Genomic DNA, 14,154 nt, shown 5'->3' with positions numbered 1-14,154 from the left:
GGGGACTTGGGGCTAGCGCGCGCAACATCATCGGATAGTCAGGCGTATGCGATCCATCCGGTCAGGGGCCTCGATCGTCATCACGTAGTTGCCTGCTGGCAGCCCATTCAGATTGAGCCAGGCCGGGCTTGTCATGGAAGGCCAGTTACGCGCTTCGCGCCCGAGGGCGTCAAGGAGAGAGATCCGTGAATTACCGCTGCCGAACCAGACCTGGCATTCGCTGGTTGCCGGATTAGGGAAGACGTGCACTCCGGATTCCCGCTGGTCGACACCCAAGGCGGTGACGATATCGACCTGCACCGCTGCCATTCCTGTGCATCCCGTGAGCGGGTCCGTATAGGAGTATGCCACATCGACGAGATCGCCCGCCTGAAAGGTGCTCGGGTCTAATGCGGTGGCCACCTCGCCGTTCACGGTGTAGGTGCCGCCTTCGGGCGACCCACCTTCAAGGATGACGATGCCGCCATTGATGTTGATCGGGCTCATGTCGAGCGAAACGACCGGTGGGTCGACGATGAGCAGGGAATCGATGAGGAAGCCCGCGCATCCGTTAGCGTCAACGACATTGAAGGAAAAGGGGTGGTATCCCAGACTGAGCAGCCCAGGATTGAATGTTCCAATCGCCGTGGACGCAGCATTGATGGGTGCGCTGAAATCACCGGCCATGTTCATCTCAACCAGGCCTTCGCTCTGATTCGCGCAGAATGTGAGATTGGTGGTAATCAAGCCAGGGTCAGGATTAGGATTCACGATGATGAACAAGGTGTCCGAACCTGGGCAAGTGAACGGGTTCATGACATTTCCGATGATCATGAAGGACCCAGGACCGACTGCAGGATTGAAGAAACCTTGTGCCAGGTTGTTGACGGGCTGCACAATGTCGTAGAAGGGCCCTTGAAGCTCAACGAAGTACGACGAAGATGGCATGAATAGTTCAACGACGATGTCCTGCTCATCCTCCTCGCAGGCGTTGATATCCGAGCCTAGATCGACAGGGGTGCAAGCCGGAAGGACGAACGTGATCGTGCTTGCCTGGCAGAAACCGCCGTTCACTGCCTCCATGTTATAGTAGACTTCGCCTGATAGGGGCCGCACAGCGCAGGATTTATCTACGTAGCCGCTTTCGTCCGACGAGCCTGACCAGCTACCTCCGCTTGGCCAGCCTGCCAACTGGAGCGGGGCCGTATCACAGTCGTCGAAGCTCCCGCTCACCACCGTGATGATCGGCTCCAGCAGCACGGTAATGGCTTGCGTGGCCGAGAGAGGGCAACCGGCAACGGGGTCGACCACCTGATAGGTGAGCGTGAATGAACCCGGCCCGGGCGGCATGAAGTTGTTTTCCGCCACGCCCTCGCCGCTCCAGTTCCCGCCGGGAGGCTCGGCATGATCCAGCGCATACGGGTCGCCGGATGCGCATAGCGTGTCGAAGGGGGTGAGCGAGATGCCGGACGAAGGCAAGGCGGGAAGGTCATTCGGGTACCAGCTCAGCACGGAGTCGGAGTGCGCAAGAATGAGGTCCTGCCGGCCATCGCCATCCAGATCGGCGGTCCGGATCAACCGGATTCCAGGTTCGCTCGCCCATTTCGCCGGCAGCCCGAAGGCATCCAACTCGGCGTCGTACATGGTCCAGTTGAGGCTGTCGCTATCCGCACCTGAGCACCACAGCGCGCTGGCCGTATTGCCGCAGCCGAGAAAGGCCGCCCATCCGGTGTGGAAGTAGTGAACTGGTTGCCCGATGTATTCCGGAAGGAACGCATGGAAGCCGCCTGAATCCGCAGCGAAGCACTCCGCCCACACCGGTGTGTTGTCGTTCGCGGCGTCGACTAAGTCAAGATCCCCATCGGCGTCCACATCGATGAGTTGCTGGTGCCCTGACCCGAAGATGTATCCACCCCCGCTTTGCTGAATGAGCAGCGTATCGGTCCAGTCATTTCCAATGCCCCCGGGATTGAGCATGGCCCATAGCTGACCGCTCCAGTGCTGGCGAATGATGTCGTTCGTACCGTTCAGGTCAATATCACCTATGACAAGCAGCCGGCTCAACGAGCCCATATCATTGGTATGGATGGATTCGATGCTGGCGAATGTGCCACCATCATTGACATACACTTTAAGGTTGCTGAAGGACTCGTGATTCACGATCAGATCCGGGGATGCGTCCCCCATGATGTCGGTGCATCGAATGGCGCCGAGCTCGCCGAAGCCATGCAGGTCTGCGATGACCAGTGCCGGCCCGAAGTCGCCTGACCCGCTTGCATTGGGAAGCCAAACCACCAGGCTGTCCTGCCGGTCCAAAACCACCAGGTCCATGTCACCATCCTGGTCGACATCCGCCAGGTCGAATTCAGAGCGCGCGGACCAAGATCCCCAGTTCGAGGCGTAGAGGCTATCCAGTGCGTCGAACGACCCTTGGCCGAGGTTCCGGGCCCAGACGATGGCCCCTGCGTTCCGCATCACCAGGTCCTGGTCCAGGTCTCCATCCATGTCGGCAGTCATGATCTCCTCAGGAAAGAGGAATAGCGAAGTGACCTGCTCCTCGGGGCCGAATTGCCCTGAGGCAAGGGTTGTCGATAAGAGCACGGTGGCAAGGGCGGTGAAGCGGACCATGGGTAGGGGTGCTACGGAGTCGGAAGCTAGTCGGAAATGGTATATGGTGCAGCTCCCCTCCATCCGCTCATCGCGGGCCGCCATCCGCTCAATCGGGCTGGTGGGGCGGGTGGGGTCTGGGCAGTTTTGTCCTCGCAGCACGCCTTGGTGCCCACAATCAAGAGAACCAAACCCCAAAACCGAACACGATGAAAACCAACGCCCTTCTCACGGTCCTGCTCGCCATCCTGCTCTGCGCCTCTGCACGCCAAGCCCAAGGGCAGGAGGTCCTCACGAACGCCGACCTCATCCAGCTCGCGGAGCTCGGCATGGGGGAGTCCATCATTCTCAGCCGGGTGGAGACGGCAGCCAACACATTCGATGTGAGCACCTCCGCGCTGATCGCCTTGAAGCGGGCCGGCCTGACGGACCCTGTGCTGGCCGCTGTGGTGAAGGCGGCGAACGATCCCGCCCGCAAGGCGGTGGATGCCAATGACCCCAAGGCGCCCCATCGGCCAGGCATCTACTACTTCGATGAAGCCGGTCAACTGGTGGAACTGCTCCCCACGGTGGCCTCGCAGGGCAAGGACAAGGGTCGCCTGGCCACGGCCCTGACTTACGGCCTGGCCAAGACGACGGTGGTGGCCCGTATTTCGGGCGCACAGGCGCGTGCGCAGTTGCCAGCGGCGCGCGAGTTCTACTTCTACTTCAACCAGCAGCAGGCGGCTTTCGACCAGAACAGCATCGCATTCTACGGATTCCAGCAGGCCACGAGCCCCAACGAGTTCACCCTGGCCCGGCTGGATGAAACGGCAGGGGCCCGTGAAATTGAGATGGGCTCCGCGAACGCCTTCTCTTCGGAAGACGGTATCGACGAGAAGCATGCGCGGTCATTCGATATCGAGCAGCTGGCGCCCGGCATCTTCAAGGTGACTCCGCAGAACCTGGAGGCGGGCGAGTACTGCTTCGTCTATGCTGGAGGTTCGGCGCATGGCCATGGCCCAAACAAGCTCTTTGACTTCGGTGTGGGCAAGGTTTCCGGCACCGGCGTCATCAGCCGGCAGTAGCACACGACGCGAACCGTGTTCATCCTGTGAAACCGACCATGGAACTCACCTTGTTCGATAACCCTTGTGCCGCTGCACTCCGCAGGTACCTCCGGAGCGCATCTACCACGCTCTCCCTCCTCGCGGCCGGTTTGGTATCGATCAACGCGAAGGCGAATGTGGGCCTCCTCGAACCAGCGGGAGTGCATGGGCGGTGGGAAGCCGCGCGGGAAAGGTCCAGGATGGCTGAAGCGACTCCAGAAGGCGATTCGACTACCGTAGGAACCCTGCGCGTAACCTGGGGGGCTGCCGATTCGCTGGTTAATCTGGCCGTGGAGCGAACCGGTTCGGTGCGCAACAAGTATCCTTCGCTGGTCCAATCCGCTGGCGCGGTGTACAGCATCGAAGGAGGGCGCTCTCCCGCGCGCTTGGAAGAGGGCGCATCCATGGTGCTGCGCGTGGAGGCCGTGTCTTCCCTGGAATCGGATTCCGCTTCTGCCGCAGCCGCCGCTCAGGCCATCGATGATTTGCTGCTGGTGCGTTTGCAGCCGGCTTCGACCGGTCGGACGCTGGTGGTCCATGAGCAGACGTGCTACGGCTACCGCGATGTACGGCAGCCCGGTGGGTCCATGCCGTTCCAGCGCGCTCGGTGCGCACCGTTGCAATGGGAGCTCAGGCTGGGCGAGCTCCAACCGGGCGAGTACGCGCTTGTGCCCGCCGATCAGATCACCGCTCCCGCCGGACCCATTGCGGTCTACACGTTCGGAATCGGAGAAGCTGGCCCCCGCCCGTCCGACCGCATCCCGTCACACTGAACCACAACCCAAACCCTCAACCATGAACCGTTCTGTTTTCCCTCCGATCCAGCGAGCCATCCTGCTGCTGCTCACCGGCTTCTTCCTGCTTCCGGCCTGTAAGAAATGCGAGACCTGCTCCTACAAGTACGATGTGGGCAACGGGCAGCAAGAGACCTACACCTTCCCCGAGGTGTGCGGCAGCAAGAATGACCGTGAAGCCCAAGAGAGCGCATGCCAAACAGCGGCGCGCCTGGCAGGCACCACCTGCACCTGCGTGAATAGCTGAACACACCGCTCCACTAACTCCTCACGAACATGCGTACCGCACTCGCCCTTCTGCTTTTCTCTTTGGTGGCGGGGCTTAAGGCCCAGGTGATCACCTTGTTGCACAACGGCAACTCGTCGTTCTTCTACAATCCCCACGACCTTGCAGGCGTCATGGCGGCGGCGCAGCCAGGCGATACCATCATTCTGCCAGGCGGGGACATAGACCCTCCCAGCTCATTGACCTTCAATAAGCCGCTTGTTTGGGTGGGGGCTGGATACCGGCCGGATACCACCACGGTGACAACGCCCACGGTGATTGCCTGGCACCCGAACAATCAATTGTCCATGTCCCAGCAAGCCTCTGGCTCCCGGTTTCACGGAATCCGCTTCGAGCGCGTGATCCGTGTGGGATTGACGGGTGTGAACAACCCGGCCGTGGACAACGTGAGCTTCACCCGCTGCGAGTTCACCACAGGCTTGAGCCTCGCCGGAGGTGGGGCGTTCGCCGCGACGAACTGTCAATTGCGGCAGTGCGTGCTCCGCGGCGGGGTTAACGTCCCGTTCGGCAACATAGCTCCCTTGTCGAACGCGCTCAATGCCCCCACGGGCTTCCTTGCGGAGAACTGCATCATCACGGGTTCGGTCAGCTTTGGCAACTCGCCCACCACGGGACAGGTGGCGAATTGCATCCTCTTGGGCCCTGATTTCACATCGGCAACGCTCAATAATGGACTGTCCTACACCAACTGCATTTTCGCCGCCACGGCCAACTATCCTGCGGTAAATAACCCATCCTCCTTCCAGCGCTGCCTGTTCGCCCAAACCGGTGGCGCACAGCCCAACTGGGGTGCGAACGCCATCAACCTGGGTGGCAATGCCGCGTCTGGCCTCACGGCCACCAATGTTTTCAGGAACGTTCCCGTTTGGAATCAGTTCAGCTACAACTACGACTACAGGCTCGCTGTTGGCAGCCCGGCAGCGAACATGGGCGGGACGGATTCGGGTGTGTACGGTGGGCCAACAGGTGCAGTCTGGAAGGAAGGCGGAATCCCCTTCAACCCCCACTGGATCAGCCTCTCCCCTTCGCTGGGCAGCACCAACGGCGGTGTGATCAACGTGAACCTCTCGGGCGCGGCCCAACAGAACTGAACGGCCATGCAACGCCCATTCACCCTTCTCTTGGCCGCCACGGCGATCACCCTCGCCGCCGCGCAGAGCCCCACGCTGGTGGGCTATGAATACTGGTTCGACCAGAACGATGCCGACCGCACCTACGTGCCCGTGACCCCGGCACAGACGGTGGACCTGGACAATGCGCCCCTGAACACCAGCGGGCTCGCGCTCGGCCCGCACGTGGTACACCTGCGTTGGAAAGACCAGGGCCCCGGCGGCAGCAGGCGCTGGAGTCCGGTGGTGACCCGTGCGCTGCATGTGGGCCAGCCTGGACCGTGGGAGATCGTGGCCGTGCGCTACTGGGTGGGCAACCCTACCAATGGCGCCGATCCGCTCGTGCGCACCAAAGTGTTCACCACCCCGCAGACCGAGCTCAGCTTCAATGGCCTGTTGGAGCTCTGCGGCTATCCCACCGGAGCCCAGACGCTCAGGCTGCAGCTGCTGGACAACCACGGGCAGTGGAGCTCGGTGGTGACCCGGCCCGTTAACATCACCCCCGCAGGCGACCTTGGGTTGCCGACCATTTCGGCTTCCACATCCACCATCTGCCCGGGCGATGTGGTCACCTTCACCGCCACACCGCCCTCAGGGCCGGGCTTCGCCACGCCCACGAGCTACACCTGGCAGGTGCCCTCCGGCAATGGCTGGAGCACCCAGCCTTCGGACAGCGCCAGCATCGTGGTCACCATCGGCGATGTCTCCGGCACCATCCAGGTGACACCGAGCAACCTCTGCGGCACCGGCCCCACGGCTTCGCTGGCCGTGGGCATTGCCCCGCCGCCGGACCAGCCGGGCTTCATCACCGGTCCGCTGCAGGCGTGCGCGGGCAGTACGGTCGCCTTCGGCACACCGGCTGTTCCCGGCCTTACCTACGCGTGGTCCATCACCGGAGGCTGGACGGCCAGCGGGGGTCCTGATGCGGCGATCACCACCACGATCGGGACGGCGGATGCGACCATTTCAGTGACCCCCTTCAATGCCTGTGGCGTGGCGGGTCCCTCTCGTGAAGCGGCCATCACCGTGACCGCACCGCCCAACGCCGGGATCAATGGAGCACTGACTGTATGCTCGAATTCCGCCCCTGTCAACCTGTTTACCGGATTGCAGGGCATGCCTGATAGCGGCGGTGAATGGCGCTTCGAAAACCAAGTGGTGCCATCCGTTTACAACCCCGCCATCAACGAGCCGGGAGCCTACACCTATACCGTGACCGGAACCGGCCCCTGTCCGGATGCCACGGCCAGCGTTACGGTTTCCGAAACGCCAGCACCCGATGCGGGCATGGATGCGGCGCTGTCGCTGTGCAGTAGCGACGGCCCGCAGGACATGACCAGTGCGCTCAACGGGTCGCCGGATAGCGGCGGATCGTGGTCTGGCCCAAGCAGCACCAATGGCCTGTTCGACCCCACCGCCATGTCCGCCGGGGTATACACGTACACGGTCACCGGCGCGCCACCTTGTGCCAATGCCTCAGCCACGCTCACCATTTCCCTGGATCAGGCACCCAGTGCCGGAATCGGCGGAGTGCTTGAGCTCTGCACCGGTGAGGTGCCTGTGCTCTTGCTCAACGCCCTTGGTGGCAGTCCGGCACTGAACGGCACGTGGACAGGACCGGACGGGGCTGCTTTCGTTGGGATCTTCACGCCGGGCCAGAGCGCCGAAGGCGTGTACACCTACACGGTGCTAGGTTCCGGAGCATGTGCGGACGTGAGTGCGGAGTTGGAGGTGAATGTGATGGACCTCCAGCTCATCGAGATGAACGGGCCTACAGCGGTTCCCATCATTGAGCAACTGCTCTTCTGGGTGCTGCCCACCTTGGCTGATGCGGACTCGATCCTATGGACCCTCCCAGCCGGTTGGTCATGGGGCCCGGACGACAGCAACCCTTACGATGCTTCTGCCTACGTGATTCCGGATGCTGACGCTGGAGCGGTGCAGGTATGCGCACAGGCCTTCGGGGGTGGATGCGTCGGGAACGAGGTGTGCCTGGCGCTGGATGTGACCGTGGGCATGGGTGAGCCCGAGGCGGGGATGAGCCGGCTGCAGGTGTTCCCGAACCCGAGCAAGGGCCGCTTCGTCATCCGCATGGATGACCCACCCGCCGAGCTCGATGTACGTGTTCACGACATGCTGGGAAAGGTGGTCGGTGCTTTCCAGTACCGAAGTGGCGATCTGGTCCTGGAACTGGGGCACCTCGCAGCCGGAACCTACCTTCTCCAGTGGCGCAGCAGTAGCCATAACGGCCATGTGCCGGTGATTGTGGCGCGCTAGAACATCATTCCGAATGGGGCTGCCGGGCTTGCCGGCAGCCCCCTTTCGTTGCCGGTCGTTCGCTTCAATGATCTGATGAGATCCAGATCAACAGTCCTGAACGCCATATTCATCAGCATCATTTCGATCACAATTGTCACATTTGATAATCCTTCATCCTCGACTTGTCCAAGTAAGGAAGAACCCGTTAGTGCAAGGCGAACGCCGTTCCGACCATGAAAGAAGTGACAGACATCAGGCGCTGGCGGGCTCTCCTCTTATGGAGCCTGGCCTTCCTTCCGCTTGGCGTCGCCGGCCAGTTCAACGTGACCATTGCCCCGAACAATCAACCGCCTTACTGCGGTCAGGAGATCCTCACGCTTCAAGTGAATGGCGTCGCCTGCGGCGCGGGTAGCACGGTCACGTGGTTCCTGACGAATGGATCGGTCAATATCGCACCACCACCAGGACCCCTCTGCACGTTCACCACCACCTTCGGTGTTGGCTGCTGGGATGCGACCGTGACGGTGAACGGAACCACCTACCCGGTCATCGATGACCTGTTCTGTGTGAATCCCTTTCCAGTGGCCTCTTTCACCGTGTCGGAGACCATGATCTGCGAAGGGGGATGCATCACCTTCACCGATGCCAGTACGCCTGCCGGACAGATAGATACCTGGACCTGGACAGGGCTGCCCTGTGCGGAAGCCGCCAATGGGCTCCCTGGGTTCAGTTGCTGCTTCCCGGATGCCGGGACCTACTATCCCGACCTGACCGTTTTCTCGAACGGCTGTCCGGATGCGGTGCTCGATTCCATCGCCATTGTCGTGAGCGATAGCTACCCGACAGCCGTGTTCAGTCCCGTAAGCCTGTTGGATTGTCCAGCCCCCTTGGACATCACCTTGACCAACGGATCGGGCCAGGGCCTGTCGTCCTCTTGGGAACTGACCAATACGGCAACCGGCATGGTGGTCTGCGACGCGGAGACCACGGACCTGCTCTGCGCCGGTGTGATCGCCGGGGAGTATGAGGCCTGCTTGGAAGTGACCAACAGCGGCGGATGCAGCCATGAGGTGTGCCACCCCGTGGTGATCTTCGATGCACCCCTTCTGGATATCAGCGTAAGCCCATCGCCCACCTGTGCCAGCGTGCCCGTCACGTTCTCGGCGGGCGGCACCCAACCGGCATCACCCAGTTCGGTGCAATGGGACATCGGGTGCGACGGGAACGTCGATGGCAGCGGGTTGAACTGGAGCTACGCGTTCAGCCCTGCAGGTACGTACCAGGTGTGCGTCCAAGTAGCGTATTCATCCACGTGCGTCGCCGACACCACGTTGACCATTGAGGTGTTCGATCCGCTTGTTGCAGCCTTCACGCCGGGCGATACCACGGTGTGCTTCTCTCCGGTAACACTGTCGTTCACGAACCAATCCAGTGGCAGTGGCACGCTGGGCTATAGCTGGCGGGTCAATGGTGTGCAGCAGGCCACGACCACCGATCTCACGTGGGCCTTCTACGCAAGCAGCTTGGTGGAGCTGGTGGTCACCAATGACCAGGGCTGTACCGCGACTGAGCAGATCAATGTCGTGATCGACCTGCCGGAGCTGGATGTGACCGGTATTCCCTTTGGTGTTTGCGTGGGCCAGACCATCGCACCGCAGTTCGATCTGGAAGTCATTCCCGACGAAGCACCTTACACCTACTCCTGGGACTTCGATGGCGGCGGGGAGGACAGCAATGCACAGAACCCGACCTGGTCGTATAGCGCCACGGGCAACTACAGCATCTGCCTTACCGTGACCACCGCATCCGGCTGCACGGTGACCGATTGCCAGAGCATCCTGGTATCACCCGCCTTGGATGCGGGGTTCGGGCCCGTGCCACAGGCCTTGTGCGCCGGTGCCGGTGTTTCACTCCAAGCGGATAATCCCGATGGGTCGCAGTATCTCTGGGATTTCGGCGATGGTTGGACCGTGACCACGCCAGGGCCCTCCGTGAACTACATGTACAACGACACGGGCTGCTTTGATGTGACGTTGACCATTTCCAACGACGGTTGCATGGCCGATTCCACCATCACCGACGCCATCTGCATCTGGGGGCCGGTAGCTGACTTCACCATTACCCAGAGCTGCACCGCCCCCTTCGAAGTATCCTTCTCCGACCAATCGATCTTCGCCGATAGCTTGTTCTGGGATTTCGGCGACGGCACCGAATTGACTGGCGACGTGGTGAATGATGCGCCCGGTATTCTCACTCCCACGCATGTCTACACGAACGAGGGCACCTATACGGTATGCTTAACGGCCATTGCGGACACCTCTTCCTGTCCACACACCCGCTGCTTCGAGGTCTACATCGACGTCCCGAGCGCGGAGCTCCAGTTCACACCGACCAGCGGATGCCCTCCCCTCTGCGTGGTGTTCAGCAGCACGGAGACCTACAACGTGGAATGGGAGATCGCTTTCGGCAATGGCGACGCACTGGTGGCCACGGCGCAGGGGTGCACACCGCCGCCCGACGATATCGATGATTGTGTCAATTGGTATGTAAGCTACACCGATAGCCCGGCACCAGTGACCAGCTGGCTTGTTCCCTTCCAAGGCGGGGACATTTTTCCAGTATGCGTGAACTACGAGGATGACGACATCTATACGATCACAGCGATCGCCACGAACATCAATGGCTGCGCGGATACCACCGTGTACCAGGATGCGATCACCATCAGTACGGCACCGGATTTCGCCACCTTCAGTTATGCGGTCACCAACCCATGTGGTCCGTATTGTGTGGACCTGACCGCGGACAACAGCTTGGACAGCTACCTGTGGTCATACCGGCTCAACCCATTCGGCCCTTGGGTGGTGATCCCGGGAAACACAAATGCGGAGGCGCTCTGCCTGGATGCCCCGCCCGGCTTCCTCGAGGTGCGCTTGGAGGGGGATCAAGGCACCTGCTCTGATGGCCAGACCGTGCAAGTGGTATTCCCTGTGCCGGCAGCGGCCTCCTTCATCGTGGACGATACCACGCCATGCGTGGAGCAGCAGGTGGGGTTCACCGCTACGGGTGCGGGGGTCAATGGCCATGCATGGACGGTGGATGGTTCGTCGGTTCCCGGGGTTTTGGACATGGCGCACGCGTTCATGGCGAACGGCCTGTACGAGGTGTGTCTGAGCGTTGTTGATATGCAGTACAACTGCCCGGACACCACCTGCCAGACGGTGGAGGTCTTTACGCCAGTTCCGGCATTCGAGGTGATCATCAGTCCGCATGGCTGCGAGTACATCATCTCGGTGTGCGATACGAGCGCCACCGCAGGGAACAGCTACGAGTACATCCTGCACTACATCTATCCAGAAGATACTTCACAAGTCCAACCTGCGAATAGTGCGAACCCGCCCGTGTCGTTCACGGTGGATGCAGGAGTTTATGACCTGGAGATCATTGTTAACGGCCCCGGTGCTTGGAGCAACTGTATGGCAGCTGATACGCTGGAGGACCTGCTGGACCTGGGGGATGTGCTCGGACCCTGGTCCTGGGTACCGGTCGATACGGTGAACTGCGCACCCTATTGCGTTGAATTCGAGGTGTTCAACCCATTGGCGGCGGGGATCAGCTATCTCTGGGATTTTGATGATGGCACAGGCGGTACCGGGGCGATCACGACCCATTGCTACACCGACACCGGAACCTATTGCCCCACGCTCCAGGTCGTCTTTCCCAACCAGTGCGATGCCTTCTTTCGATGCACCCAACCCATTGAGGTGCTGCCCTATGCCATTGAAGCCGCGTATGACAGCTTGATCTGCGAAACGGACACCTCCTGGGTGGAGTTCACCGCTGCTGCTCCCTTTGGCATTGACGGCATCACCTTCGTGCCCAATGCCACCGTGACACCCGGACCACCTTGGACATTCGGGCTGCACCCCGCCGTCAGCAGCACCTTCATCGCCACCAGCAGCTACGCCCAATGCATCGATGCGGATACTCTGGCGATCACGGTGAACCCGTTGCCCGATGTCACGGCAGACCCCTTCGGCCCTTTCTGCATCAACGCAGGCACGCTGCCCGACCCCGTGGTCTTCCCATCGCCAGGAACCTTCACCTGGCCCTCGCCTGATAACAGTCCGGACCCGCTTGTCATTGGTAGTGGTGCGCACGAGGTGGAGTATGCGCACACGGACGCGAACGGCTGCAGCACTACCCTCGCGATCCCCTTCACCATCCACGATACAACGGCCGTGGTCTTCGACAGCATCCATGCCTGCATCAACGCCGACCCGTTCGACCTGAACCCCTTTGTGGACCTGCCCGGAGGAACGTTCAGCGCGCGCTATGATGGTACGGTCTGGACCCTGCTTCCAGCCCTGTTCGACCCCGGAGCCTTGGTCCCAGCACCCACCGCAGCGCAGCAGGTGGGGATCCGCTACATCTATGAGAACACCGAAGGGTGCGTCAGCACGAATGATACGGTGCTCACCGTGCATCCACTGCCCCAGGTGCAGTTCAGCGCGCCTGATGTCTGCACCTATTCGCCGCTGACCATCACCAACACGAGCACGATCACCTCGGGCACCATCGAAAGTTGGGCCTGGGACATTGCCGGGCAGGGCCAGCTCGACAGTGAACAAGTGGGACCGTTCGACTATCCGGTTCCTGATACGATCCCGGTTTCCCTCACGGCCACCTCGGACCGTGGATGCGTGGGCTTTCTGGACGAGGAAGTGATCATCCATCCCGTGCCCGTGGCCAGCTTCATGTCGGACGATGCCTGCCAGTACGACACGGTCCTCTACACGGATGCCTCCACCATCGGATGGAACAGCGGTGTGGATGTGATCGACACCTGGGTCTGGCACTTCGGCGATGGCCTTGATGATGTGGGTCCGGCTCCATCGCATGCGTGGCAGGGCTGGGGCGCTTATACGGATACGCTCATCGTGACCTCGGCCTTCGGCTGCGCCGATACCGCCACACGCAGCTTGGTCATCCACCCCGCCCCGGTGAACAGCATGGTCGTGGACCCCAACTGCTTCGGGCAGAGCACCACGATGAGCAGCACATCCAGCACACCCCAGGGAGGCATCGCGGATACACAGTGGTCCATGGATTCAGGACCGGCCACCTACTCCGGCACCACCGCCGTGCACACCTTCTCCTCCGCAGGCTTCTTCCCCATCACGCTGCAGACCGTGAGCGACCAGGGATGCACCACCCTGCTCACCGACACCCTGGAGATCTGGCCACTGCCCCAGGTATCTTTCGTCCCGACCGATACCGTGTTGTGCGTGAACGACCCGCTCGTATTGACCGACGTCAGCACGATCCCGGAACCCTACACGAACAATTCCTGGCTGTGGTCCATCAATGGAACGGTGACCGGCGAGGGACCCACACTGACCCACTCCTTCAACGCGGCCGGCGTCTACACGATCGGTCTCGTCGTGACCAGTGGCAATGGCTGCCAGGACTCGCTGACCATCTCGGACCTGATCACGGTGCATCCGCTGCCCATCGCCGGATTCTACCCAAGTCCCAACCGCACCGGCATCCTTTCACCAGAGATCCAAGTGGTGGACACGGCACAGTTGGCTGTGGAGTGGGCTTACGACATGGGGGATGGCAGTTACTCGACCGAGCAAGAGCCGCTCCATACCTATGCCACCTTCGGCACCTACCTCATTCAGCAGATCGTCACCAGCATCCATGGCTGTCTGGACACCGCTTACCAGGAGGTGGTCATCGATCCGGACCTGCTCATCTACGTCCCCAACAGCTTCACACCCGACGGGGACGGCATCAACGACAGCTTCCTGCCGTCATTGGATGGCTTCGCTGTACGCGACTACAACCTCACGATCTGGAACCGCTGGGGCGAGCTGATCTACGAAACGGAGCAGGCATCCGATGCATGGGATGGGACCCGTGGCGGCTCACCGGTTCAGGATGGCGTGTACATCTGGCAGATCGACCTTCGCGCGGAGGGCTTCGTTGGGGCGAAGCGGATGAGGGGGCATGTGACGATTTTGCGGTGA

At 61.3% G+C, this 14,154-nt stretch carries 7 protein-coding genes; 6 read left to right on the top strand and 1 reads right to left on the bottom strand.

The window, feature by feature from the left end; translation table 11 throughout:
- Nucleotides 1–27: 27 nt before the first annotated feature.
- Nucleotides 28–2,607 carry an FG-GAP-like repeat-containing protein gene (locus QY325_11825; protein ID WKZ65448.1) on the bottom strand — a complete coding sequence of 860 codons (2,580 nt, stop codon included), beginning with the start codon at nt 2,605–2,607 and terminating at the stop codon, nt 28–30.
- Between the two features lie 188 nt (nt 2,608–2,795).
- On the opposite strand from QY325_11825, the gene QY325_11820 reads away from it, so the two are divergent.
- The 6 genes from QY325_11820 to QY325_11795 all read left to right on the top strand — a co-directional run bounded on the left by QY325_11820 (nt 2,796) and on the right by QY325_11795 (nt 14,154).
- A complete protein-coding gene (locus tag QY325_11820) occupies nt 2,796–3,653 on the top strand; it encodes a hypothetical protein (protein WKZ65447.1) in 858 nt (285 codons plus the stop codon).
- 311 nt (nt 3,654–3,964) lie between these two features.
- Nucleotides 3,965–4,447: a hypothetical protein gene (locus QY325_11815; protein ID WKZ65446.1), complete on the top strand. Its 483-nt coding sequence runs from the start codon at nt 3,965–3,967 to the stop codon at nt 4,445–4,447.
- Nucleotides 4,448–4,469: 22 nt separating this feature from the next.
- Nucleotides 4,470–4,715 (top strand): hypothetical protein, encoded by a 246-nt coding sequence (locus tag QY325_11810; GenBank protein WKZ65445.1) that lies wholly within the window; start codon nt 4,470–4,472, stop codon nt 4,713–4,715.
- A gap of 29 nt (nt 4,716–4,744) precedes the next feature.
- The gene (locus QY325_11805) at nt 4,745–5,845 is read left to right on the top strand and encodes a hypothetical protein (GenBank protein WKZ65444.1); all 1,101 of its coding nucleotides are present in this window, start codon (nt 4,745–4,747) and stop codon (nt 5,843–5,845) included.
- 6 nt (nt 5,846–5,851) lie between these two features.
- A complete protein-coding gene (locus QY325_11800) occupies nt 5,852–8,140 on the top strand; it encodes a T9SS type A sorting domain-containing protein (GenBank protein WKZ65443.1) in 2,289 nt (762 codons plus the stop codon).
- Between the two features lie 215 nt (nt 8,141–8,355).
- On the top strand, nt 8,356–14,154 hold the full coding sequence (locus tag QY325_11795) for a PKD domain-containing protein (GenBank protein WKZ65442.1): 5,799 nt from the start codon (nt 8,356–8,358) through the stop codon (nt 14,152–14,154).

The sequence above is a fragment of the Flavobacteriales bacterium genome (genome assembly GCA_030584065.1).
In the GTDB taxonomy this organism is placed as follows: Bacteria; Bacteroidota; Bacteroidia; order Flavobacteriales_F; family PHOS-HE28; genus PHOS-HE28.
The sequence above is the reverse complement of the archived record's forward strand: the minus strand, read 5'-3'. Positions and strand labels throughout refer to the sequence as shown.

Bases quoted from the DNA above. Each gene is read 5' to 3' on its own strand.
- QY325_11805 (WKZ65444.1), top strand. From the start codon at position 4,745: ATGCGTACCGCACTCGCCCTTCTGCTTTTCTCTTTGGTGGCGGGGCTT.
- QY325_11820 (WKZ65447.1), top strand. From the start codon at position 2,796: ATGAAAACCAACGCCCTTCTCACGGTCCTGCTCGCCATCCTGCTCTGC.
- QY325_11800 (WKZ65443.1), top strand. From the start codon at position 5,852: ATGCAACGCCCATTCACCCTTCTCTTGGCCGCCACGGCGATCACCCTC.
- QY325_11825 (WKZ65448.1), bottom strand. From the start codon at position 2,607: ATGGTCCGCTTCACCGCCCTTGCCACCGTGCTCTTATCGACAACCCTT.
- QY325_11810 (WKZ65445.1), top strand. From the start codon at position 4,470: ATGAACCGTTCTGTTTTCCCTCCGATCCAGCGAGCCATCCTGCTGCTG.
- QY325_11795 (WKZ65442.1), top strand. From the start codon at position 8,356: ATGAAAGAAGTGACAGACATCAGGCGCTGGCGGGCTCTCCTCTTATGG.